Origin of the sequence: Elizabethkingia bruuniana, from assembly GCF_002024805.1 — a bacterium.
GTDB classification, from domain to species: domain Bacteria; phylum Bacteroidota; class Bacteroidia; order Flavobacteriales; family Weeksellaceae; genus Elizabethkingia; species Elizabethkingia bruuniana.
Window position 1 is genome coordinate 925,204 of sequence record NZ_CP014337.1, and the last position, 24,063, is coordinate 949,266.

Genomic DNA, 24,063 nt, shown 5'->3' on the forward strand with positions numbered 1-24,063 from the left:
TCATTCATTTTTTTTATTGGTGGGTGGGTGCGGTGGCTGCCCGCTATAACTTAGCTGCCTTTTTACCGGTTGATTGTGGAAATATTCTGTTCTAATTTTTATGGAATAAATGACCAGGCTATGAGAGCCTGAAATAGAGGTTGGAATAATCGAAAAGTAAGGGCATAAAAAAAGCAGAACCGTTAAGTTCTGCTGTGTTGTGAAGTAATAAAAGTTAATCAGATTGCGGCTAAAAATGCTTCTTCCATAGCCTGAAATTTTGGGGCAACTAAATCCATATCCTTACTGATTTTTTGGCTTGTGATTTTGGCGTAAATCTGTGTGGTGGAAATATTTTTATGCCCCATCATTTTGCTAAGACTTTCAAGCGGTACGCCCTCGGTCAAAAACATTGTGGCGAATGTGTGACGGGCGGTGTGGAATGTAACTTTCTGTTCTGTAACAATACTCGCTTCCTCAATAAGTTTACCTATATGCGTGTTGCAAGTCGCATTGGATGGCATTGGGAATACAAAATCATTTCTTGTAACTCCACGATATTTCTCAATGATGCGTTTGGGGATTTCCAAAAGACGGACGTTGGAGGCAACATCTGATTTCTTCCTCCTGCTGATTATCCATTGGTGTCCATCAAAGAAAGACTGGATATTGCTCCATTTCAGTTTCTTAATATCAATGTAAGAAAGCCCTGTAAAGCAACTGAAAATAAAAAGGTCTTTTACAAGTTCATATCGGGGCTTAGATGGTTTCAGGAGCATTAAAGTTTCCACATCCTCTTTTAAAAGGTAGCTGCGGTCGGTTTCTTCCATACTGATTTCATAATCTTCAAAAGGATTATCCCGTATCAAGCCTTTCTTGATAGCCAATTCTGCCAAAGCAATAACTGGCATTGTGTAAACCCAAACCGTATTATGGGTACATTCCTTATCAATGCGAAGAAAGAAATCAAACTCACGGATAAAATCAGAAGTGAGTTCTCGGAAAGCCATATCGTCACGATGGTAACGCTCCCTTATAAATTCGCTAAGGTGATTGTAAACAGTGTTGTACTTGCTATATGTGCTTTGAGAGCGTTTTCCCTTAGCGACCATTTTTTCAAAGTCTTCGTTTTGGTCTTTAAAGACTTTTAGTACGGCATCTTCCATTACACCAACACCTAAAAACGAGAGCTTTACTTTTTGGGCGGTTGCAAACCCCTCGTGCTTCAGCATATCTTCGTAAATCTTGTCGATACGTCCACGTATGTTATCCAATTTTTGGTTAACGCTCAAAGCGGTGGCACTCTTTCCCTCAACTCTTCCGTATTTTAAATCCCAATTATTAGGATTGATTTCTAACTTTGTTCCGAAAGTTTTAGGTGTTCCATCAATGGTAATACGTGCCATAATTGGTGCATTACCGTTCTTTTTCAGTTCGTTCTTTTTCAGGTAGAAAAGCAGTTTGAACGTGGACTTTTTTGTCTGTTCCATAACTCAAATGTTTAATGTTTAAAATTAAATTACATTGAGTTACAAGGGAATATAAAAATGGGTGCAAAAGACTGAAATATAATCAGTTAAGCTATGTCATTACCGTTATCAATCGGTAACGAATTAGTAACCTAACCTTGTGTTTTCACGACCAAAACCTATCAGACACCGAGTTCCAAACTAAGACTACTGTTTTATAAAGCATTGTATAGCAACGGGTTTAATCGTTTTGCTTATTTTTGCTTTTTACTAATCTTTTTTTCAGAAAAAGCCATCTTCTACCAAGGCTTTTAGTTCTTCATTTAGAACCTTTTCACTTATTTCCGGGAGATGGCGCTTTAACTGACCATATCGTTTTTTATCTTCTCTTAATATTTCAATAATTAACAATCTCCATTTACTCCCAATTATAACGAACATTTTTCTTATAGGGCAATTGTCAATTTTTTTTTCATTTTTTTTCATTTTGTAAGTGATTAATAATCAGTAATTCATACCTGCATGTAAGTAGCATTCTTGAAGGTTAGTACTTGACTTCCGGTGATACAGACAATAATTTTGTTATAACAATATGGCTGCAATATATGTAAAAATATATAACTGGGTATGCGTCTAATTACTGATGGATTATAATAATATTCTAGATACTTTATAAAAAAATCCAGATTGGAAATTTAGTATAGCTTGTTAAGTCATATTTTATTTTAAACCAATTATAATTTAAGTAAAAACTTATGAAAGCAAAAGAAGTAGTAGCAGAAATGTGGTCTGCATTAATGACAAATAATGATCCCAGCGTTATCGAAAAATATGTTCATCCTCAATATAAACAACATAGCCCATATGTGAAAAATGGACCTGAAGGTCTAAAAGATTTATTAGCAACACTCCGCCCGGATTATAGTTATGAGCCTGTGAGATTTATTGGAGATGATAGTTTTGTTGTTATGCACGGAATTCATCACAATTGGCTCAATAATATAATGACTGGTGGAGAAAAAGTTGTTGGAATTGATATTTTCCGAGTGGAAAATGACCAAATTGCTGAACATTGGGATGCGTCTATTCCTATGGCTCCCGCTAGTATTTCCGGGAGAAGCCAGTTGGATGGTCCAACAGAAATTAAAAATAAAGAACTTACCGAAAGGAGTAAGAATATTGGTGAAGAATATGTTGAAAATGTATTGATTGGCCAAAAAATAAATGAACTGGATAAGTTTGTTAATGCAGATGTACTACAACATAATCCCGGTATTGGAGACGGAATAACAGCTTTAAAAGAAGCCTTGGAGGTTGATGAAAAGGAATACAAACGAGTTCATAGAGTTGTAGCTGAAGGAGAATTTGTTGCAATACAGTCAGAAGGAGAAATTCGAGGACAGATTCATACATTTTGGGATATTCTAAGAATAGACACCAATGATAAAATTGTTGAGCAATGGCAGGTAATAGCTGTATTTCCTGACGTAGTAGCGCATTCTAACGGACCTTTTTAGAAGTAGGATATCCCCCTATTAGGTAAAATAGAGAGAATTATGAATGAATTAACAGACAAAGTAGCCCTTGTCACAGGGGCGGGTAGAGGAATTGGAGCTACAATAGCTAAACGGCTTGCTCTTGAAGGTGCTTCGGTTATTTTACATGATATTGAGAAGACATCACTTGAAGAAACAGCAAATGAGATTAGTTCTGCGGGAGGCATAGTTCAACAAATTATTCAGGTTGATTTATCTAAGCACGACGCTGGTGAGATCATTGCCAAAGAACTAAGTATCGACAAGATTGATATTTTAGTTAATAATGCGGGTATTGCACCTGTAAAGTCCTTTCAGGAAGTCGATCAGGAATTATTTAACGCGATGATTGATATTAATTTGCGAGCAGTATTTTTTATCTCACAAAAACTACTTCCTCATATTAATGATGGGGGACGAATTATTAATATTTCATCGTCCCTGAAGAAAACATATGCTCCGGGATTCATTACCTATGTTGGCATTAAAGGTTTTATTGAAGCATTTACCAAATATCTTGCAGGAGAAATTGGTGAACGTGGAATTACAGTTAATGCTATTTCGCCAGGAGCTATTGACACAGGATTAAATCCTTGGTTTGAAACAAATGAAGGGAAGGATACACTTCTAAAAGATCAGGCTTTAAAAATGCTAGGAAAGCCGGAATATATTAGTGATGCAGTCGCATTTTTAGCAAGTAAACAGGCTGGCTGGATTTCAGGTGCTATTATTGATGTAGACGGAGGTTTTAAATTGGTACCATAAGCCTAATTGAAAATTGAGCAATTCTGGTTATTGATTGATATTATAGTGTATTATATAACAATAGCCAGACTTGTTTAATAAAAGTTGCTATGTTGGCTATTGCCGATGAGCCTTCAAAACTAGCATAATATATTTATTAACCCAAAATCTTAAATGCATAAAAATACTGCTTCTCACAAAGGTGAGGAGATAAAATATAATATGAGAAATTATTAATTAAATTATTTTTAAGATCTATCTTTTATTCCGAAATCAAGCCGTCATTTTTTTGTATATATCGTCAAAATGATTGCCTAAAAGTATTATACGTTCTTTGTCAAATGCATTAATGTATTTCATGAATATTTGCTCTGTGCTATGCCCGGTGGCTTCCATAAGCAGTGGTGTGGGGATTCTTCCATAAAAATTTGTTGCAAAGGTACGTCTTCCGATGTGGCTGGTTATTGCTTGCCATTTTTCAACTAATATATTTTTGACTCTATGTCCTATTCTTTTATTAGCTCTTAAAATGTTATCGAGCCCTGCCATTTCTGCAACCCTTTTAATATCCTGGTTGTACTTTTTAATATCAAGTGCTTTAGGAAAGTAACCGTTATTTTTTTGTAAAATATTTAACACAACGGGGTGTAAGGGTAGGAGGATTTCTTTCTTTGTCTTCTGCTGAATAAACTTAATACAAGTTTTTCCTTGGACATCTAATAGTTTTTCCTGAGAGAATTTCATAAAATCCGAAAACCTTTGACCTGTAAAACAGCTTATAACTAACCAATCTTTAGCCGGCTCTAGTTCATTTGGAACTTCTGTATGTTTTATTTTTAAAAGGTCGTCTTCTGTCAAAGAAATAATTTCTTTTTTTTGTTTTTCTCTTTTTATATCCAAATCCCTTACAGAGGTTCTTATGCCCTGTCTTTCTGCATAGTTTAATATGGTTTTAACAAAATGTATAGTCCTGTATATGGTATTTTCACTATATAATTCTTCCTGACCAAAAGAAAGAATTTTTTTTATGAATTCAGAATTAACATCTTGAATCATTAACTGGCTCATCATAGTGCCTTCAAATCTTTGTATAAGATTAAAAAACACCTTATATCTTTTATATGTTGAATTACAAATGATGCCGTTTTTACTTTGTATGTATAGCTGCATGAAGTTTAATAATGATTCTTCGTGATAAGAAATTTGTTTTTCAGTACATACTTTGTGTATTTCCCGGGACAAAGATCTTTGCTTGATTTGTTTTCCCTGGGCTTTTTGGTTATTGATATATGCTGAAATTATAGTTTTCAGACGATCGATTCTATTATTGAGTTTTTTATACTTTTTAAGGTATATATTTTTTGGACGTTGTTTTTTAGCGTCCCAATCCGGTTCTGGAATTCTTAATATTGTACGAAACGAATAGGTAAAATTATTTTCTGTGATGGTTAAGTTAATATTTTTTGTGGATTCTTTGCTGGATAAGTAAAAATTAAATGTCATTTTGAAAAGTTAAAGTATTAATAATCAGCTAATTTAAGAATAAAAAAGTAGTCCTGTATAGACTACTTTTTCGGAACAAATATAAATTAATTAAATAAATGCCTAGAACTTTAAATTCTTATAAATCATACTATTATAGTGTTTAAATTTTTCTTTATCGTGCTAATTCTTTTTTCATAAACAACTACTTAAAGATCCAAGATTCTACTTTTTGCCTGTATAAAGTATTGCACTGTAAATCAGTAGTATAAAAAGTAGTCTATACAGGACTACCCATTCACAGCTCTACTGATAATAAGCAAGATTTTGTTTTTATTGGTTTGCAAATTACCCTTAGATATTTACTATTAATTAGAGAGTATACTGTAAAAAAATGAGCTGTATAAAAAACACAACCTAAAATAATTTATAATGAAAAACAACAAACAAGATGAAGAAAAAAATGTTTATGTACCACCAAAAATTGAAGTTGCATTCGTGGAAATGGAACAAGGGATAGCTTCCGGCTCAGCGAAGATAGTACCCACAAATATTTATAGTGAAATAAAAGAAGAATGGGAAAAGGGTGATGCTATAGAAGGTGAGCTAGACTGGTAGCAGATTCCTTAATAAAACTTAAACTACCACAAAAGTACATTTACAAAAGATTGAATTATGAAAATAAAAAAACACAACGATATATATAACAATTATTACAAACCAATTATAACCCTGTTCCTATTCTCTGTATTGTTCTCATGTCATAATACTGATAGAGATAATAAGCTAATTAATGGAACAGCTACAATAAAAATTAATATGCTTGGAGATGATTTTGAAAATAATACAGTTTTAGAAACTCAGGCATCGTCAAATAACAACACTTCAATAAAAGGAGAGGGGGTACAAAGAAAAGAAATTCCATTTAATAAGGATTATACATTAGTAGCCGAATTATCTCCTGTTTCCTCTGGAAATATTCCTGAAGCTTATGCTTCTCTTAATGATAGAACTAAGGCAGTTGCAGAAATTAATAATCTTAAAGAACGAATCCGGTATAAAGTAATTGTATTTGAGACAAACGGGGAATATGTAACAGAGCGAGATTATACTCGTGGTCAAGAATCTTCTTCCGAAATACTTAGTTTACAAGGGGGTAAAGACTATATTTTCATTGCATATTCTATCAATAGTACTATAGATCTACCACCAGTTAGTTTTTCTATACCGAGTAATAAGACACTTGCTACATCAAGTATTTCAGCAATAGAAGGCAACGTTGATTTTATGTATTATAGAAAAGACATGGGTGTGTCAGGCGATAAACCCAATAATTTAGATATAATATTCAAACACAAACTGAGTCAGATTACAGCCACTATTGATGCTTCTGAAACAGGATATAACATTACTAAAGTAAATGCAAATTTTGATTCCCATTATCCCGTACTTGACGTTGCTTTAGCAAGTGGGGTATTGACAAGAAGTGGAATACCAGGTAATATTTCAATAGATTTTGGTACCCCTGAAACAAAGACTGTAACAGCTAACCCAGTAGTACTTAATACTGAAACAACAACAGGTAAGCTTGTCGTTTCGTCATTAACAATTGGCCAAATAGCCCAATCCACATCTAAAGATGTTTTAACCGGACTGAAAATTGTTCCCGGGGTTAAATATGATTTGAAGCTTAAAATTAAACCAACGGATATTTACCTTGTACATGAAGGTATTTCGGCAGCGCGTATCAATGGTGTTATTTGGATGCGTCATAATTTGGGGGTAGATACTGGTATAGATCCGGATAAGACTCCTATAGCATCTAATCTTCATGGTAATTATTATCAGTTTGGACGGAGTGCAATTGTTGCAAACGGAACGGAAACTAATGTAAATGCTAATTATAATTCTGTAGCTGCAGATGAAAAAGCTTGGAATTCGGGTACAGATATTGCACCAGTAAAAACAACTAATGATCCTTGTCCTTCAGGATATAGAGTTCCGACAACAATAGAATTTAGAGCACTTAGAACCGGGATAATTGAAACGCAGACGGGAACATGGAAAGAAGACAATACTAATTATAGTGCAGCTAAAATTTTGACCAGTAAGAGAAACAGTAGTGTTAAACTGACTTTTCCTGCCCAGGGATACTTTTTTTATAACAATCCGCTTACTCAAAGAGGAATGGTTTCTCATTATTGGTCGAGTAGCAAAGGACCTGACTACTATAGTATATATCTTAAAATTTCTGAAAACCCTGTTGCCAGTTTTAGTTGGTACCGGCAATTTGGATTTAATATTCGATGTGTAGCGGAAAGCAATAAAATAGCAGCGATATAATTGGGTATAAGCTTTTTAGTCGTAAGGTCAGATGGGTAATATGAACTTATCATGACCCAGAGAAGAAAAATTGATATATTAATTTAATCTATAATGACTAAACTCTGGTATAGATAAAATTAATTAAGTCTGAGGATTCCTTAATAATGGGAAAATGAAGATATTCAAAGTGATATAATATAGGTAATAGGGTAAAGCATTATTATGTTTATATCTAATATTGTGACTTTATATAATTCTGTGGATAACCGCATTTATATTAATTTAAAGTTAAATCGTAGTAATTTTTTTATAATGGAATTAAAGAATAGGAAAGCTGAAATCACTGAACAGTTTCTGTTAGAATTAAATAAGCACCTGGTGAAATTAAAATCTGGTGAAATAGACACTGCATATGAGATCAATGAATTTGCAAATCTGTTATTTATAAATCCTAATCATCTTAGTGATACTATAAGTGCAGTCTTAGGGAAGTCCCCTTGTGCTGTATATGAAGAAAAGCTGCTTGATATTGCTAAGGATTTTATTAGATATTCTGACATGCCAATTAATGAAATAGCTCAAAGATTAGATTATGACCCTTCTAATTTCACAAAATTTTTTAAGCGACATACAGGAAATACCCCTGTACAATATAGAAAAGCTTTCCGTGAAAAGATATAGGTTAGGTTTAAATTGTTTTACCCAGCTATTCATTATATAAAAAGATCAATTTATTCCATTCATCACAAATCAGTTCTGATAGAATTTATAAATGATTCCTAATGTCTAAAAAACAGAAAAGGTTACTATTTCCTTTGATACTGCATATGATACCTTTACATTATAATTAATTTTTATGATAACAAGAAAATATTTATTTGCTACTATTATTACAGGAAGTCTGATATTATTAGGTGGAAATAAGGCTAATGCACAATTAAAATCACATGTAGATTCAGCAGTTACTAGAAAAGTATTTGAGCACCATATGATGGCCTTTCGTAAAGGGGACGTGGATGAAACATTAAAAGATTACGCAGAAGATGCTGTAATAATTGTGGAAGGTGTAAACGAGAAAGGCTACGTAAAAGGATTGAAAGAAATTCGAAAGCAATTTGAAATAGTATATAAAGATTATTTTCCTCCTGCGACTACAAATTTAAAAGTAAAAACCGTTACCATCGTCGGAGAAGTAGCCTATTTAACGTGGGAGACTTCGAGAACAGATTTTACAACAGATACCTATATTGTAAGAGATGGTAAAATTGTAGCTCAAACCTTTGCTGCGAAATTTAAATAGTCAGCAGAGGATCCAATATCCTGGCTGATGAAAAGTGCTAAGTAAAAAGGAAGATTCTTAATTTAAAAAAACAAAGTATTAATAAATTAAATAAAAACTTATGAGTAGTATTACACCAATTCGCAATCCACAAAAAGATCATCTTGTAACCCCGGAAAATTCTGTATTAATTGTTATTGATTATCAACCAATACAGATAAACTCTATTAATTCTATGGATAGGAATGACTTGGTAAGGAACATTTGTGCTTTATCAGAAATGGCTAAAGGCTTCAATATCCCGATTATTCTATCAACAGTAAATGTGGCAACCGGAAGAAATAAAGAAACCGTTAAAGCATTAAAAACAATTCTTAACGATGAATACTCTTTTGACAGGACATCTATTAATGCATGGGAAGATTATGAGTTTTTAGAAGCAGTAAAAAAAACAGATCGGAAAAATTTAATCATGTGTGCATTATGGACCGAAGCATGTCTGTCATTTCCTGCTCTGGACGCCTTAAGTGAAGGTTATAATGTATTTGCTCCTATTGATTGTGTCGGAGGAACATCAAAAGAAGCACATAATGCTGCATTAAGTAGAATTCAACAAGCTGGTGCTAGATTAACATCATTAACCCAGTTATCTTGCGAATGGCAGAGAGACTGGAATAGGGAAGAGACAATACCGGTATTTTCTAAAGCATTGGTTGCTAATGGATCTTTTCTTGGAGAGACACTATAAGCGACTTGATTTATATAGAAAATTAAGATGAAGCACTTCCTGTAAATTCAATTTAGGATATTGGTTATTAAGCTTTTAGCTTCTGCCTATCATAGCTGTCTAATCTTAGTCGGAAGCTGAAAACTGATAGCTTAAGCTTGAGAAAAATAAACACACTCGATGCATTATTGAAAATTAAACCGCTGCTGTATTGGGCGGTTTAATTAATGTGTATTGTGTTAATAATCAGTCTTGTAATTTTTTGTTGATAATTGCAGACTTGTTTAATATATCATTGGGTCTATTTACTAATATTTTAAAAAAAGCATAATGAAAAAGGTAGCGATAATAGGATTAGGTAATATTGGAAAAGCTATTGCCATAAATCTGATTAAGAATAAACATGAAGTTATTGTTGCATCAAGAAATATTGATGATGCAACAACATTCTCTCAGACATCTGAAGTTAATGGATTTGTTATTGTAAAAGAAATTGAAGATGCTATAAATGAAGCCGATATCGTAATTCCTGCAATTTGGTTTACAGCATATCCAGATTTCTTCACAAAGTATGAGACCTTGTTAAAAGATAAAATAATAATCGATGTTTCGAATCCGATTATTCCTGATGGAAAAGGAGGATTACAGAGAGTTATTGAAGAAAACAAATCCGCAGGTATGAGCAATGCTTTACTTCTTCCAAAAGGAGCAAAATTAGTTAAAGCGTTGGGTTCTCTAACAGTTGAAAGCCTTCGATCCAAATCAAATCAAAATATAGACTTATTTTATGCTGCTGATGATATAGAGATTAAAGAAGATATTGAAAAGTTGATTGAAAATAGCGGATTTAATCCTGTTTATATAGGTGGGATAGATCAGTCAATAAGAATGGAGGTTGGTGGAGATTTGCATGAAATAAATACTAAATAATACCAATTGACATCAATAAAGAATAAGATAATGATTTAATAGGTTTATTTCTCTTAGAGAGATTAAGACTAAAAACTAATAATGATGAAAAGTACAATAATGATGTTCTTTGCTTTAGTGTGTTTTACATTAAGTTGTAGTAACAAAAAAGAAAAAGGATATATAGTAAAACTAAAAACCGATAATCTCAAAAATAATAAAGTAATTATTTATTATCCTTTAAAAGATAGCATGGTTGTAGATTCCACCTATACCTACGAAAAAGGCTGGGCTATCTTTAGAGGAGAAGTTTCAGAACCAGTAATTGCAAGTATAGCAGCCAAGAGTACACCAGATAATTCTATCGAAATAAAAGGAGGTTTAATTCCCGGGCCTGTGGGAGAGTTTGTTTTGACCAATGATGAAATAACTATTGAAGGTGATATAAATAATCTTCATTTGGCAACAATAAAAGGAGGCAAGGCCAATCAGGAGTGGAGTAGCATTAAGAAAGAGCAGAGTCGGTTAATTAATGAAAATTGGCTGGAAATGAAAAGAATTTATACTTCTTATGATCCGGATAAAGACACTGTAGAATTTGATAGATTAACTAATTTCATAGAACGCAATAATGAAAAAGAAAAAGATCTAAATACCAATTTTATATTAAAAAACCCAAATTCAATAGTAAGTGTTTACCTTCTGTACAAGATTCAAAATGCTATAGATTTTAATCTGTTAGAAAAGTTATACAATGGACTGAACAATGACTTAAAAACAATATCATATGCCAAGGAACTGGAAAGTTATATAAAGAAAAACAAGTCTACGGCGATAGGAATGCAGGCTTTCCCAATTAATAAAAATGATATAAACGGTAAACCATTTGATCTGCAGTCTTTAAAAGGGAAATATGTTTTACTGGATTTTTGGGGGAGTTGGTGTATGCCCTGTCGAAAATCACATCCCCATATGAAAGAATTATATAAAAAATATAAGGCAGAGGGTTTTGAGATTGTAGGAATAGCTCAGGAAGAATCACCAACCTATGAGAAGTCTCGAAAATCATGGCTAGAAGCAGTAAAGAAAGATGATATTCATTGGATTCAGGTACTTAATAATGAAGATATCAAGAGGTCTGATATTGTGAAAGATTATGGTATAACGGCATTCCCAACAAAGATTCTATTGGATCGGGATGGTAAAATTATTGCTCGCTATGTAGGTGAAAATAACGATTTAGATATAAAATTGGAAACGTTATTTAAAAGATAATAAGCCAAATTATTCTGATAAGGAAAAGCTATTCTTAACAGACTCTTAAAAATGAAACTATTCAATAGTTATGTAATGATTCTGTAAAGCTGTCATTACTATAGAAGTACAAATCACAAAATTAATTTATATGAAAAATTTGTTAAAATTATTTGTTTTAAGTTTTGCATTGATGGGATGTAGAAACGAAGTTATGGTAAGTAGAGATGAGAGTGCTCTAAATCGATCGGCCTCAGTAGCATTAGATACTGAGTATATTTCCTCTTCTCCTTACAACCTGAATGTTGTTCTTTTTGTTCCTAAAGACCAAAAGATTAATCCTGACTATGAGGATCGAATTAGTGAAACGCTTACCTATGAACAAAATTACATAAAGGACTGGATGAATAAATGGGGATATGGTGATTTAACATTTGGTCTTTTAAAGAATGCTGAGGGTAAAGTGAAAATAAATATTGTTTATGGTAAAGAGGCAAGTTCATCTTATCCATATAGTGGGGGTGAGCCAAAAATGTGGGCTGAGATTATGGAGTATTTTAAAGATAAGCCGAGTACCAGTGAGCATTACTTTGTATTAACAACAGTCAATAAGTTAGGGGAACAAAAAGCACCTTATTATGGAATAGGCAGGAAGTCTTATGGTATTGATTTTCCCGATATGAAAATCGGAAATATGAAAGCTAATCCGGCAAATACCGATACCATTGCTTCAGCATCTGCATGGATTGGAGGTAATTTTCATGAAATGTTACATGGCTTTGGACTTCCTCATAATGGCGGTTTGGTGTCCAATAACACTCAATATGGACAACCGGTAATTACAGGCAACGGAGGTAATTTTGTTGTAAGTAAGAGCTCAATGGATGCCTGGGACTGTGCTTTACTTTTGTCAAGTCAGCTATTTAGTAAAACAACTCGAAGTGATTGGTATAGTGATGTAACTGCGGAAATTAATAAGATCAATGCTAAATATGATGCTGATGCAAAGAAAATTATAATATCCGGAGAATTTACAAGTAATAAAAAAGTGCTGTATGTAGGGTATACAAATGATGCTAAACGCAACGCAAACGATGGTAACTATGATTCCGAAAACTGGGTTTCCAAGCCAACGGAGACTAATAGTTTTAATACAGAAATACCAATCTCTGAGCTTAAAAATTTAGGTAATTACCGTAATGATTTAACCATAAGTCTAATCTGTGAGAACGGATCTAGACCCAATTTTCAGTATAGTTATCAAATGATAGACGGAATACCGCATATTGAGGTGATAAACACAAAAGATTTATTAAAAAAAACGGACTGGGTAGCAATTGATACGGATAGTCAAGAATCGGCTGATGTTATTGGAAATATTCTTGATGGTAAATCATCTACTATATGGCATACTAAATGGAGAGGAGGAGAAGCTCCATTACCACATCAGTTTGTTGTTGATATGGGAGCTGCAACTACAGTGAATGGATTTGCTTTTGCCAATCGCAGCAATTTAAATGGAGCCATGAAGGATATTGAAATCTTTAAAAGCAATGATAACAGTACCTGGACAAGTGTAGGCACTTTTTCATTAAAAGCTCAGCAAAGCTGGCAATATGTAGATCTGGCACAGGCACAGTCTATGAGGTATGTAAAAGTGAAAGTAACTTCAACTAATGGAGGTTTTAACTATACACATCTTGCTGAGTTTGGAGCCTACTAAATTATAATATTCTTTTTTTGGCTTTTAATACCTGATTTTGAAGAGAAATATTTTTTACTGAAACAGTCAAGACTTTATTAAAGCAAGAAAAAATGATAGATAGAAACGAGGAACTTCTTTAAAAGGATTTAAAAATGGGTCTTTTGTCGTATTAGCATACTCATATGCAGGGGAAAAAGTATAAATAAATATAAAAAATAACTAAAATATGTTTGAAAATAAAGTCGTCCTTATTACTGGTGTAAGTAGAGAAACTGGTTTAGGATATGAAACAGCTAAAAGATTAAAAGAATTAGGATTAACCGTAATTATTACAGCCCGTGAGCTTGAAGCGGTAACTGTTCTGGGAAAACAGTTAGGTGTAAATGCTGCACAACTGGACGTAACAAGTCAAGAAAGTATTGAAAAACTTTTAGATGTAATTACAAAACAATATGGGAAACTGGATATATTAATTAATAATGCCGGTGGCTTTTTTGACCAGAACAGTGATCTTCTGACAGTAGATGTTAATTTTATGAAAGAAGCATTGGATTTAAATCTTTTTGGGGCATTGAGAATGATACAGGCTTTTGTTCCATTATTGAAATTAGCAGACAATGGGACTATTGTAAATGTAACTTCTGGAATAGGATCCTTTAGTGATCCGGTATTTGGCCTGGCAAATTATTTTGCTGATGTTCCGGCTTTTGCCACTTCTAAATTAGCTTTGAATGGACTAACTGTAAAATTAGCGAAGAGGCTGAAGAAAGATAAAATAAGGATCAATGCTGTTTGTCCTGGATTTGTTGCTACAACTCCCGGTATGGAAGCTTATGGAGCCCGACCTGTAACAGAGGGGGCTAATGGAATTGTTTGGGCAGCAACTTTACCAGAAGACGGTCCAACTGGTGGATTCTTCAGAGATGGAGAGGTAATAGGCTGGTAAGTATAAAATAACAGCAATATTCAGATTATATAAATTATAATGTTTGCATTTATTGGGGTACTCCCAACATTTAATATAATATAATAACAAAGGGTTTGACGCTATTTAGAGTCAGACCCTTTTTTCATAAGAAACTGAAACTGATTTATCAGCTTCACTCTGATCATTAAAGATTCTTTATAGGTGCTACCAAATCAAAGTCGATTAATGCAGTATAGAGATTCCAATATTTTCTGTAAGTTTTAATTTTTCCATTCTCTAGTGTAACTATTAGATTTTTTGTGTTTTCAAAAGATAAATAGTCTTAACAATATTCAAAACCTAAATCCAGGTAACTGATTCTTCGGCCACTTTGTGAATGATTTCTTCCCCCATTAATCTCGCAAATATTCTACAAGTGGTTGCATAATCACAAATCTCACCCAATAGAATTTGTGGTTCAGCATATAACAAAGCTATTCCGGGCTCATGTATTAGTCTTGTAATTTCCCTTGTTGCTATCGCATTTCTCTATTTCTTCCTTTTTAAATTTTGGTATAATTAACGATACAATGTTGCAATAATGAATATAATTTTTATTTTTGAAACAATATTGCATTAAGGTGATTTTTAAATATCCGAATCGAATACATTGAAAACTATGATAAATATTGAAAATACAAGTAAATCTTATAAGGGGAAATTGGCTGTGGATGGACTTTCTTTATCCGTACAGAAAGGAGAAATATATGGATTACTTGGACCGAACGGTGCAGGGAAATCTACTACATTGAATATGTTGCTGGGATTTCTAAAACCAGATTCAGGGATAACGCTTCTGGATAATATAAATACTGGAACAAATGCCAGAGAAGCTCGGGAGATTATAGGCTATATTCCTGAAAATGTAAACCTCTATTCCTATTTGACGGGAATTGAGAATCTTTATTATTTCTGTCAACTGGCAGGAAAAAAATACAGCACGGCGGAGCTTTCAAATATTCTTTCGGATTGTGGATTGCAGATAGATTCACAAAATAAAAAAACGGAAACATACTCCAAAGGAATGAGACAAAAAGTAGGAATTGCTATAGCCTATGCCAAAAAAGCCAAAGTATATCTGCTGGATGAACCGGCAAGTGGTCTCGATCCTTCGGCAAGCAACGAACTCTCTGCTTTACTGAAGAAACTGGCAGAAAACGGCGCGGCTATTCTGATGGCTTCACATGATATTTTCAGGGTCAGAGAAACATGCAGTCGTATAGGAATTCTTAAAAATGGGCTACTGGTGAAGGAAATGTCAGCTTCTGATGTAACAGCCAATGAACTGGAAAAAATTTATCTGGATTTTATGCAAGAATAAAATTTTGAAAAATTATTGCAACAAAGGTGCGTTTATTTTAAAAGTATTTTTATTTTTGTTACAGTGTTGCAATAATGATTAGTTCTCGTAAAAGCTTTATCCTGATATAATAATGATCAAAAGTAAATGAATGATTAAATTAAAAATTACATTTTTAGTCGCTAAGCATGAATTCAAAGCATTTCAGGAAAATGGACTGAAGCTGTTTATCTTCTTTTATACATTTATTTTATTGGGCGTTTGGGGGACCAACTATGTACAGCTTACCGCGGCATCAGCTAAAAATAAGCAAGCTGAAGAAATAATAGACAGCGAATGGAAAGATCAGAACCGAAATAATCATAGCGCTGCACATTGGGGAACATTTCTTTTTAAGCCTGTCAGCTATCTATCCCTTTTGGAATCAGGTACTAATGTTTATTCAGAGAATCAATACAGGGTAGAAGCTCATAAAAGACCACAAATGCACTCCTACAGATTACCGGATCTGGAAGCATTTATGAGGCGTCCTGATTTGAATACAGCATTTTTCTTTCAATGGTTTATGCCGTTGATTATTATTGGATTGGGCTTTTCTTCTGTTTCTTCAGAACGTGAAAAAGGATTTCTAAAGGTACTATCTGTACAGGGTGCTTCATTTGGGCAACTGTTGGCAGGGAAATTTATGGCTCTTTACACTGCAACTCTAATGTTTATTGTACCACCATTGGTCATAATGGTTGCTGGACTTATTTTTGAGGGTGAACCTGTCAGTTATTTGATCAGAGCAGGATATTGGATTATTTTATATGCAGTGTATTTTCTGCTTGTTTCAGGCGGAGTTCTATTGATTTCTGCTTTAAGCCGTTCATCCTGGTCTTCATTAATGGCTAATATTACAGTATGGGTTTTTAGCGTTCTGTTAATTCCAAAATTCAGTACTTCAGTAGCGGATAACCTCTATCCTTTACCTTCCTATCATGAATTTGAGCATAATGTTAAAACAGGTTTCGACAAAGGGCTTGGGAATGATGGCGATTATACTTCCCGATCTGAAAACTACTTAAAAAAGCATCTCAACCAGTTCAACGCGACCAGTATAGACCAGTTACCGGAAAAAGTTCGTTTTGCTCTTGATCTTGTTCAAGCCGAAGCTTATGAAAATAAAGTAAACGCTTTTTATTCTAAGAAAGTAGAGGGGAAATTCAATCAACAGCAGAAATTTATGGATTACATGGGGCTTATCAATCCTTTTATGGCGGTACGACAACTTTCTATGGCATTTACCGGAACAGATGTACAGCATCATATTGATTTCTTTAATAAAGCCGAAGAATACAGAAATAATATGATGAACAGATTGAATAAAAGAGAGCTTGAAATTGCTGTTTCAGGGAAATTAAAAGTAAATAACCAAGATTTTTATAGCCGTTTTCCGGATTTTAACTACAGGTACCCTGCTGTAGGATCTATTATCTGTAATCATACAATTGCTATTCTGTCATTGTTATTGTGGACTCTGATATTGATTTTCTCTTTCAGATTAATTATTAAGCGAAATAATTTTTAGGATATGAAGGATAAAGTAATGTTGTTATTATACGAATGGAAACATATTTTTCGACAGCCGAGAGTCTGGGTTCTTTTTTTTCTGTTTTTTGTAATTGGAGGTTACGCTATTTATTCCGGGAATGCTTTGACAAATAAGAAGTTGGAAGCTATTGACGAGGCAAAGAAAGAATCTGTTAAAGATTATCATAATACCCTGAAGGCTTTTAGTGATACTTTTACTATTGAGAAAAAAAAGCAGGCAGAAAATGCAGGAAATCCCTATGTAATAGATTATCGATATCCGCGAATGGCCTTTGATTATCCTTATCCGTTAACGGGTTTGGCAGCCGGAATAAAAGATGTAACTCCTGTTACGGAGAAGGTCAATTATTATACAGATTATGCCGCTGTTGACAGGGAGATAACCAACCCTGCTATTCTTTTTGAAGGACGCCTGGATCTTGTGTATGTTAATTTATACCTTATTCCATTGCTCATTATAGTTTTGGTATACAATACTCTTTCTTCGGAAAAAGAAAATGGGATTAGCCGTCTTTTGATTGTTCAGGGCGGAACTATAAAACGTGTATTGCTTATTAAGCTTACGTTTCGTTTAAGCTTAGTTTTTCTGGCTGCAGTCTTTTTAAATGCCTTAGGGATGTTGCTTTCTCCATCTGGATATCCTTCCGTTTGGGATGTCTTTCTTTGGTTCTTTTTGCTGTTGTCATATTGTATTTTTTGGTTTTCTCTGTGTTTTATAATTATTTCTCTGGATAGAAATAGTGTATTTAACCTGTTTTCGTGTCTTGCACTTTGGATTTTTTTATTGTTTCTGTTACCTCTGGTAATTAATAAAACAGCACAGTTGAAAAACCCTTCTGAACTTAAGCTTTTGGATCTCCAGGAGAAAGACAGATTAATAAGTGATGATGTATGGGCAATGAATCCAAAGTCTGTTACTGACAGTTTTTACAGAAATTATCCGCAATATAAATCAGCGTATACTCCGGCAGACACTCTGGACAACCAAAATGATGCATTTTTTGCGGGATACTATCAGATTAAACAAAATCGAATGAAAGCTGTGGTTGATTCCTTATGGAAAAATGAGAATATGGCTAATCAGACAGCTCATAGTTTAATCAAATATAATCCGGTTCAAAATACAGAACATTTGTTCACCCTGCTGGCCCATACCAGCCGGAAAGACTACCTGCAATATAAACAAGATGTTAAAGATTTTCAGCGGATATGGCAAAACTGCTTTTATAACAGAGTTTTTTCGATGAATAAAGGTAAGAGAACATTGTCTTCATTCTCTCCGGAAGAGCTTAAAGAAATACCAGAGTTCAAAGTAAAATACCATGAAGTAGACCTATCGGAGTTTATATATGGTATATGGAGTTTGTGGCTTATAAGCATAGTATTCTGTGCGGGAGGCTTATTCCTGATAAAGAAAATAAAACAATAAAAAAATAATAATGAAGAGAAACTACCTCCTGGTAACGGCAGCCCTTTGCGGAACATTTTCTTTAATATATGGACAGGAGAAAAAAGATTCTGTGTCTGCAAAATATATTGATGAGGTCATACTAACCGCGATGAAGCAGATTAAAACAGACAGTCTTTCGGGAAACCTGAAGAGAAATGACAAGCTATTAGAAATTCCTCAGAATATTGTAAGTATTAAAAGTGATTTACTCAATCTTCAGGGAGCATTTGATGTACAAGATGTGCTTCGAAATGTAAGTGGGATTTATATAGGTGATGCTACCGGGGCTGGTAATATCTTTTCCGGAACATTCAATGCCCAGATTCGTGGATTTAACCCTGTCAGTACATTCAGAAATGGACTGCCTTCTTTTGCTGGAGGCCTTTCGCAAGAAGATGTTGCACTGATAGAGCAGGTGGATGTTATAAAAGGGCCTGCGGGGTTTATCAATTCAATGGGATCAGGTGGGGGATCTTTAAACATCAATACCAAAGCGCCCCGAAGGATAAGGGAAGCTAATATAACTGCCGGGAGCTTTGGCTTTTATAGAGCCTCTGTTGATTTGGGAAGCGCGGTAAAAGAGAAAGGTCTTTCATTCCGATTGAATGCGGCTTATGAATCACAAGGCTATTATTTTGATTATGCTAAGCGGAGAAAATTTGTCGTTGCACCTGTTATCCAATATAATTTTAGCAAGAATACTTTCCTTCTTGCAGAGTGGAATATGATCCAGGGAAGAGCTCTTGAATCAAGTAATTTCATTCAATATGAATCTGAAAATATGGTTCAGAAACATCCTTGGAGAGCTAATTATCAGGGAGACCCAAATCTTCCTGTGTCAAAGCTTGATGAGCATTACGGAAGGCTGGTATTTAATCATAATTTCAGTGATAAATGGAAAATAGTATCCCAGTCATCCATTAAAAGTACACCCCTGGATCAATGGAGCCTTTTAGGAGGAACTAAAAGCTATAATCCGCCAATGTTTGATGAAGCAGGGAATGCTTTGCGTTCAAGTTTTAGAAATAAACAGAAATACCTGACCTATAATACTCAGCTATTTTTAAATGGTAGTTATAATATGACCAAAGATATTGTTCATACGGTACTCACAGGATTCGATTTTAATAGCAGTAAGAGTAATACAGAACATATTCAGGGAGCTAAAGAATTTATTTTTAACCGGCACCAAATGAATTATGGAATCAACAGAGACCTGCTGATTCAACCTGAGGCTGATGATCAAATTGATTATACAAAATCAAAAGACGTAACTATAGGAGCCTATCTCTACAATAATTTCAAATTATGGGATCGTGTGATTATCGATGCTGGCTTCCGATATAGCAGGAATAAACGTAACCGATATCTCAAAGGTCCTTTTTCACCTGAAGGCGACAGTAAAATTTACAGACATTATGCCTTTAGTCCAAGAGTAGGAATAACTTATCTTATTGAAAAGGATTTTGCAGCTTTCTTCTCCTATGATCAGAGTTTTGAACCAATGCCGGGAACAGATCCACAAGGCAAGGAATGGAAACCTATGGAAACCTACAACACCGAATTTGGGTTGAAGAAGGACTGGTTTGGTGGGTTATTATCTACTTCTGTAAGCGCTTATCGTCTTATAAGAAATAATACGTTTTCCCAGAATCCGGCAAATGGTCTGATGACGCAGCTAAACCAAGTTAGAAATAAAGGAATAGAAGTCGATATAATTGGTTCCATCTACCCGAATATTACCTTAACAGCTAATTATTCCTATATCAATTCTGTTTATTCAAAAGATCCTTATGTACCGGAACTTGTTGGTAAAAGATTTTCAAGCGTTCCAAGACATCAGATCAATACCTGGTTTATGTACAAATTTCAGAAAGGAAAACTTCAGGGACTATCATTGGCCATAGGACAAACAGCAGCTTTACTGCGAGAGACCGATGTGCCCGGAGTCCGTATACCGGATTTTATAAAACTGGACGCCAGTATTATGTATCAGCATAAAAAATGGTTTGTGAGGGGAATATTTGATAACCTGGCTAACAGACGCTATATAACGGATGGAAATGTAACAGACAGGTACAATGCCGATTGGAGTGCTGTGATAGGACAGAACTGGATGTACAAAGAAAGCAACCCGTTCAATTTTAAATTACAGGTAGGCATGAAATTTTAACATTTAAATGCAACTAAGTTGCGTTAAAATGTTTATCTTTACAAAAGAGGGAAAGCCGAAACCCTTAAACAGTAGGCCAAATTATAAAATGTTTTTACAATGGAAAACAACAAAAAGATGAAGCTTAAAATTGAAGATCTTAAGATCGAAAGCTTCGTAACAGCATTGGATAAAGATTTATCCAAAAAACTTCAAGGTGGTTTAGGAATTTCTGCGGCAGGAGACCATGATCACCCAACTCATACAATAAAAACACAGGACAGGCTTCACGTTTGTGGAACAGTTCAGTGTTAATTATTGAGGGATTATATTGTAGGGCTGCTTTTATATAAAAGCAGCCCTTTTTTGTAATTGTTTTTCGCCAGGATATAGAACCGGTTTAATCAATATCCATTTATAAACATCAAACCATTTTACTGGATTCGTATAAAAAATGATTTAAGCAGTTCCTTAATTTGGTCAGTTAACTTTCTTTCTATCATCTCTTTTTCTTCATGGGAGTACTGAAACTGATTTGCGAGTTCTTCAATACTTAAAGGTTTTTCCAATAGCTTAAGGATTATTGCAGAAAAAGGATCTATAATAAGGTGAAACGTTTCCTTATCTGTGCTGTAAAAAACATTGTAAAAAACCTCGGTATCGGATTCCCTGTTATTACTTTCTTTCCAGTTCAATTGCGATTCATGGATATGGATAAAAGGATTGCGGATAAATAGCCTTTCTGAAAAGTCAACCTCATTATTTTCTAAGATTTGGTCTAAATCATTTTGTAACATTGTTAGCCGTGTCTGAAAACATAAAGTACCTTTATGTTCTTTCAGGAATTGTATTTTTGCTGTTTCCAATAAGTAAATATCGGAAATATAAATCATGTCCTTCTGAGGCAAACATTCTATTAGATTCAATAAAGAATTACTAAAATCATCTAAGTTTTGAGAGTTATATACTGTATCCCGGATCTGAGTGATAGTTTCCAGTATTTCAATAGTTTGAGGATAATAAGCCCTAAAGAAAGTTTCTTTTATTTTAATGTTTTTCAGAGTATTGTTATTTGTAACAGAAATATCAGAATCTGGGAGCTCCGGATGAAGAATGGAATTAAAAGTTTTGCCTTTTGTAATCATAAGTAATGAAAAAGCAATACCAGCTGTACCCGTCATTAGTCCCAAATCCTCACTGTTTTGAACTCCCCATTCAGAATGTCCGGTTTGTCTGCTTTTTTCTAAACCTTCCTGAACAATCTCTGTTGCAAGTTCCATAGATTCTTTATCGTCAAATGTGTTGTGGTATTGGAGGAGAAAATCAGCGAGTCCACCATAACCACTAAACAGAATATGATTGCGTTTGGATCTTGTCTCAATATCTTTTTTGCATCTTTCGACTGCCTTTATACAGTCTTTTTTATATACACTACCAGCAGTTATTTTGAATGCTGCAATTCTTGCTGTTCCAATACCACAGGCTCCGTGTGCCCAGGTGTTGAGGTCGAAATCTTCAGGAAGAAAAGTTTCTTTAGTCCAGTCAAATAGATTTGGAAGGTCGTTTTTTGAATTTTCCCACCTTAAATCCATCCAGTTATCTTTTACAGGATTATAATACAGGCTTTCATACAGGAATGCCTGTTCGGCTAACCAGATAAATTCCTGATTATTAAAATACTTTCCAAGTTGCAGCAAAGAGAAACCAATACCTGAATTTCCGTGTGAGAAACCACATAAGGAATCTACGGAGAGCTGGTTGCTTCCCCATTTAATTCCTAATTCTGCAACCAAGGATTTTTTGAGAAGATTTGTGACCAATACCGTTATATCATGATATAGGCTATTGCTTTTGGTAAAATGATAAAGCAGTGTAAGAACAATTAATATTCCTGATATCCCAATCAGCATATCTTCAGTCTGTTCAGCCAGTATTTTTTCACGATACCGATCATAAAGCTCTGAAGCTTGCTTCAGGTATAAGTTTTTACCTGTAACCCGGAATAGTTCCAAACTAAAGTAGATAGTGCCGCATATTCCATCATACAGGCTGGTTCCGACTATATTATGATTAATGGAAAAGTGATATATTTTGGAAAAGGATTTTTCGGCTATTTCGAGATAATCGGTTTTGCCTGTACTTTCATACAATACGAGGAAAAACCAGGCAATTCCCCCGGTTCCGTTCCAAAGTGACGGGTTGAATGCAAAAGAAAATTCTCCGACATTATGATCATAACTAATAGTATCCCAATAAAATCCGTTTTGGTCCCGTTTTATTTTAGACAGAAGAAATTCACTTATTTCATTCAATCCGGTTTCCAGTTCATTAAGTTCTTTATTGATGGTCATAATCCTTGATTAGGGTGATGGTTTGTCTGACTAAAAAAAGCAGGTAAGATTCTTCAGAGTTTACAATTCCTATGCGGTTATTAGTCATATGAATAAAACTCAGTAATGCTTCATCTATAGCTTCAGCAGGTAAATGGGAGTCAGTATATTTTTTGTTTACTTCTCTGTTGATTTCAATAAACTCTAGTGTAAAGGGATCTCTCGAAGTGTCAGATAAATTCCAGAAGTTTACTGCGTTGCTATATAAGGAATCTTTATAAAGATCAAATTGCTGCTGGAAAGCAGCCAAAAGACTCTTTTTGTATTGTTCCTGTTCATTAGCATCAAATGAAGCAGGTATCGGAAGCCAGCTTTCTACAAATTTGTCGCATAATTGCAGACAGTATTCAGAGGACAATCCCAATCCTTTTAAAAATGCCAGATGGGTATTCAATGCAATGGAATATCTTTCAGATCCTGTTAAAGGAACACTTTCTGTCAGTTGATTAAGAACAAAGCGTGATGATGCATAAAATTGATTTTCTGCATAAACAATAGTGTCTGAATTACCATATCTTTCTGTTTCCGGAATATACTGAGCTTCTTTCAAAATAATTTTTATATCGGAATCTGATATATAATAAGTAAGCAGAGAATGAAACAATGAAACTTCTTTGGAAGATAAAAGAAGTCTTAAACGGATATGATAACCATTTTCGAAATAGCGAATAAAAAAAAACTTTACCGTTTTCTTCAATTTGTATTGTATATCTTCAATAACAGGATGTACAATTTCTTTTAATACCCGGTCCGCATGACCTTCATAATACAGATAGTAAGTTTCCCAGTTTTTTTTCATCGGC

The 24,063-nt window shown here is 34.2% G+C and carries 21 protein-coding genes; 16 read left to right on the forward strand and 5 right to left on the reverse strand.

The annotated features are described in order from the left end of the window. Positions 1-218: 218 nt before the first annotated feature. Both AYC65_RS04465 and AYC65_RS04470 read right to left on the reverse strand, forming a co-directional pair. A complete protein-coding gene (locus tag AYC65_RS04465) occupies positions 219-1,469 on the reverse strand; it encodes a site-specific integrase (protein WP_019974921.1) in 1,251 nt (416 codons plus the stop codon). 261 nt (positions 1,470-1,730) lie between these two features. Then, positions 1,731-1,934, reverse strand: a complete 204-nt coding sequence (locus AYC65_RS04470; RefSeq protein WP_059333839.1) for a winged helix-turn-helix transcriptional regulator — start codon at positions 1,932-1,934, stop codon at positions 1,731-1,733. Between the two features lie 269 nt (positions 1,935-2,203). Between AYC65_RS04470 and AYC65_RS04475 the strand changes: the two genes are divergently transcribed. After that, a complete protein-coding gene (locus AYC65_RS04475) occupies positions 2,204-2,965 on the forward strand; it encodes a nuclear transport factor 2 family protein (RefSeq protein WP_034870181.1) in 762 nt (253 codons plus the stop codon). Positions 2,966-3,004: 39 nt separating this feature from the next. Next, entirely contained in the window at positions 3,005-3,748 is a 744-nt protein-coding gene (locus AYC65_RS04480) for an SDR family NAD(P)-dependent oxidoreductase (protein ID WP_034870179.1), read from the forward strand. A gap of 252 nt (positions 3,749-4,000) precedes the next feature. On the opposite strand, the gene AYC65_RS04485 is transcribed toward AYC65_RS04480, so the two are convergent. After that, a complete protein-coding gene (locus AYC65_RS04485; protein WP_034870178.1) occupies positions 4,001-5,230 on the reverse strand; it encodes a phage integrase SAM-like domain-containing protein in 1,230 nt (409 codons plus the stop codon). A gap of 411 nt (positions 5,231-5,641) precedes the next feature. Between AYC65_RS04485 and AYC65_RS04490 the strand changes: the two genes are divergently transcribed. The 14 genes from AYC65_RS04490 to AYC65_RS04555 all read left to right on the forward strand — a co-directional run bounded on the left by AYC65_RS04490 (position 5,642) and on the right by AYC65_RS04555 (position 21,185). After that, positions 5,642-5,827 carry a hypothetical protein gene (locus AYC65_RS04490; protein ID WP_059333840.1) on the forward strand — a complete coding sequence of 62 codons (186 nt, stop codon included), beginning with the start codon at positions 5,642-5,644 and terminating at the stop codon, positions 5,825-5,827. A 57-nt stretch (positions 5,828-5,884) separates the two neighbouring features. Then, positions 5,885-7,552, forward strand: coding sequence for an FISUMP domain-containing protein (locus AYC65_RS04495; RefSeq protein ID WP_052114819.1), 1,668 nt, complete (start codon positions 5,885-5,887; stop codon positions 7,550-7,552). Positions 7,553-7,846: 294 nt separating this feature from the next. Continuing rightward, positions 7,847-8,215, forward strand: a complete 369-nt coding sequence (locus AYC65_RS04500) for a helix-turn-helix domain-containing protein (protein ID WP_034872016.1) — start codon at positions 7,847-7,849, stop codon at positions 8,213-8,215. 175 nt (positions 8,216-8,390) lie between these two features. After that, positions 8,391-8,834 carry a nuclear transport factor 2 family protein gene (locus tag AYC65_RS04505; protein ID WP_108721179.1) on the forward strand — a complete coding sequence of 148 codons (444 nt, stop codon included), beginning with the start codon at positions 8,391-8,393 and terminating at the stop codon, positions 8,832-8,834. 100 nt (positions 8,835-8,934) lie between these two features. Further along, on the forward strand, positions 8,935-9,561 hold the full coding sequence (locus AYC65_RS04510; protein WP_034872017.1) for a hydrolase: 627 nt from the start codon (positions 8,935-8,937) through the stop codon (positions 9,559-9,561). Positions 9,562-9,870: 309 nt separating this feature from the next. Next, positions 9,871-10,470: an NADPH-dependent F420 reductase gene (locus AYC65_RS04515; protein ID WP_052114820.1), complete on the forward strand. Its 600-nt coding sequence runs from the start codon at positions 9,871-9,873 to the stop codon at positions 10,468-10,470. Between the two features lie 84 nt (positions 10,471-10,554). Further along, positions 10,555-11,724: a TlpA disulfide reductase family protein gene (locus AYC65_RS04520; RefSeq protein WP_162275841.1), complete on the forward strand. Its 1,170-nt coding sequence runs from the start codon at positions 10,555-10,557 to the stop codon at positions 11,722-11,724. A 130-nt stretch (positions 11,725-11,854) separates the two neighbouring features. Beyond that, positions 11,855-13,426, forward strand: a complete 1,572-nt coding sequence (locus tag AYC65_RS04525) for a discoidin domain-containing protein (protein ID WP_034872019.1) — start codon at positions 11,855-11,857, stop codon at positions 13,424-13,426. 208 nt (positions 13,427-13,634) lie between these two features. Then, complete coding sequence (locus tag AYC65_RS04530; protein ID WP_034872021.1) at positions 13,635-14,354, forward strand: SDR family NAD(P)-dependent oxidoreductase; 720 nt, start codon at positions 13,635-13,637, stop codon at positions 14,352-14,354. A gap of 640 nt (positions 14,355-14,994) precedes the next feature. Further along, positions 14,995-15,696 carry an ABC transporter ATP-binding protein gene (locus AYC65_RS04535; protein WP_034872022.1) on the forward strand — a complete coding sequence of 234 codons (702 nt, stop codon included), beginning with the start codon at positions 14,995-14,997 and terminating at the stop codon, positions 15,694-15,696. A 130-nt stretch (positions 15,697-15,826) separates the two neighbouring features. Beyond that, positions 15,827-17,245 (forward strand): DUF3526 domain-containing protein, encoded by a 1,419-nt coding sequence (locus tag AYC65_RS04540; protein WP_034872024.1) that lies wholly within the window; start codon positions 15,827-15,829, stop codon positions 17,243-17,245. A 3-nt stretch (positions 17,246-17,248) separates the two neighbouring features. After that, positions 17,249-18,697 (forward strand): ABC transporter permease, encoded by a 1,449-nt coding sequence (locus AYC65_RS04545; protein WP_034872026.1) that lies wholly within the window; start codon positions 17,249-17,251, stop codon positions 18,695-18,697. Positions 18,698-18,707: 10 nt separating this feature from the next. Next, the gene (locus tag AYC65_RS04550) at positions 18,708-20,891 is read left to right on the forward strand and encodes a TonB-dependent siderophore receptor (protein WP_034872027.1); all 2,184 of its coding nucleotides are present in this window, start codon (positions 18,708-18,710) and stop codon (positions 20,889-20,891) included. Between the two features lie 99 nt (positions 20,892-20,990). Beyond that, the gene (locus tag AYC65_RS04555; RefSeq protein WP_034872029.1) at positions 20,991-21,185 is read left to right on the forward strand and encodes a pinensin family lanthipeptide; all 195 of its coding nucleotides are present in this window, start codon (positions 20,991-20,993) and stop codon (positions 21,183-21,185) included. Positions 21,186-21,304: 119 nt separating this feature from the next. On the opposite strand, the gene AYC65_RS04560 is transcribed toward AYC65_RS04555, so the two are convergent. After that, positions 21,305-23,221, reverse strand: coding sequence for a lanthionine synthetase LanC family protein (locus AYC65_RS04560; protein ID WP_034872031.1), 1,917 nt, complete (start codon positions 23,219-23,221; stop codon positions 21,305-21,307). Next, entirely contained in the window at positions 23,208-24,059 is an 852-nt protein-coding gene (locus AYC65_RS04565) for a thiopeptide-type bacteriocin biosynthesis protein (protein ID WP_034872033.1), read from the reverse strand. The genes AYC65_RS04560 and AYC65_RS04565 overlap by 14 nt, the downstream gene beginning before the upstream one ends. Positions 24,060-24,063: the final 4 nt, after the last annotated feature.

Coding starts and splice junctions, on each gene's coding strand:
- AYC65_RS04470 (WP_059333839.1), bottom strand. CDS start 1,934: ATGAAAAAAAATGAAAAAAAAATTGACAATTGCCCTATAAGAAAAATG.
- AYC65_RS04485 (WP_034870178.1), bottom strand. CDS start 5,230: ATGACATTTAATTTTTACTTATCCAGCAAAGAATCCACAAAAAATATT.
- AYC65_RS04520 (WP_162275841.1), top strand. CDS start 10,555: ATGAAAAGTACAATAATGATGTTCTTTGCTTTAGTGTGTTTTACATTA.
- AYC65_RS04535 (WP_034872022.1), top strand. CDS start 14,995: ATGATAAATATTGAAAATACAAGTAAATCTTATAAGGGGAAATTGGCT.
- AYC65_RS04565 (WP_034872033.1), bottom strand. CDS start 24,059: ATGAAAAAAAACTGGGAAACTTACTATCTGTATTATGAAGGTCATGCG.
- AYC65_RS04545 (WP_034872026.1), top strand. CDS start 17,249: ATGAAGGATAAAGTAATGTTGTTATTATACGAATGGAAACATATTTTT.
- AYC65_RS04540 (WP_034872024.1), top strand. CDS start 15,827: ATGATTAAATTAAAAATTACATTTTTAGTCGCTAAGCATGAATTCAAA.
- AYC65_RS04530 (WP_034872021.1), top strand. CDS start 13,635: ATGTTTGAAAATAAAGTCGTCCTTATTACTGGTGTAAGTAGAGAAACT.
- AYC65_RS04500 (WP_034872016.1), top strand. CDS start 7,847: ATGGAATTAAAGAATAGGAAAGCTGAAATCACTGAACAGTTTCTGTTA.
- AYC65_RS04560 (WP_034872031.1), bottom strand. CDS start 23,221: ATGACCATCAATAAAGAACTTAATGAACTGGAAACCGGATTGAATGAA.
- AYC65_RS04505 (WP_108721179.1), top strand. CDS start 8,391: ATGATAACAAGAAAATATTTATTTGCTACTATTATTACAGGAAGTCTG.
- AYC65_RS04465 (WP_019974921.1), bottom strand. CDS start 1,469: ATGGAACAGACAAAAAAGTCCACGTTCAAACTGCTTTTCTACCTGAAA.
- AYC65_RS04510 (WP_034872017.1), top strand. CDS start 8,935: ATGAGTAGTATTACACCAATTCGCAATCCACAAAAAGATCATCTTGTA.
- AYC65_RS04525 (WP_034872019.1), top strand. CDS start 11,855: ATGAAAAATTTGTTAAAATTATTTGTTTTAAGTTTTGCATTGATGGGA.
- AYC65_RS04480 (WP_034870179.1), top strand. CDS start 3,005: ATGAATGAATTAACAGACAAAGTAGCCCTTGTCACAGGGGCGGGTAGA.
- AYC65_RS04495 (WP_052114819.1), top strand. CDS start 5,885: ATGAAAATAAAAAAACACAACGATATATATAACAATTATTACAAACCA.
- AYC65_RS04490 (WP_059333840.1), top strand. CDS start 5,642: ATGAAAAACAACAAACAAGATGAAGAAAAAAATGTTTATGTACCACCA.
- AYC65_RS04555 (WP_034872029.1), top strand. CDS start 20,991: ATGGAAAACAACAAAAAGATGAAGCTTAAAATTGAAGATCTTAAGATC.
- AYC65_RS04515 (WP_052114820.1), top strand. CDS start 9,871: ATGAAAAAGGTAGCGATAATAGGATTAGGTAATATTGGAAAAGCTATT.
- AYC65_RS04550 (WP_034872027.1), top strand. CDS start 18,708: ATGAAGAGAAACTACCTCCTGGTAACGGCAGCCCTTTGCGGAACATTT.
- AYC65_RS04475 (WP_034870181.1), top strand. CDS start 2,204: ATGAAAGCAAAAGAAGTAGTAGCAGAAATGTGGTCTGCATTAATGACA.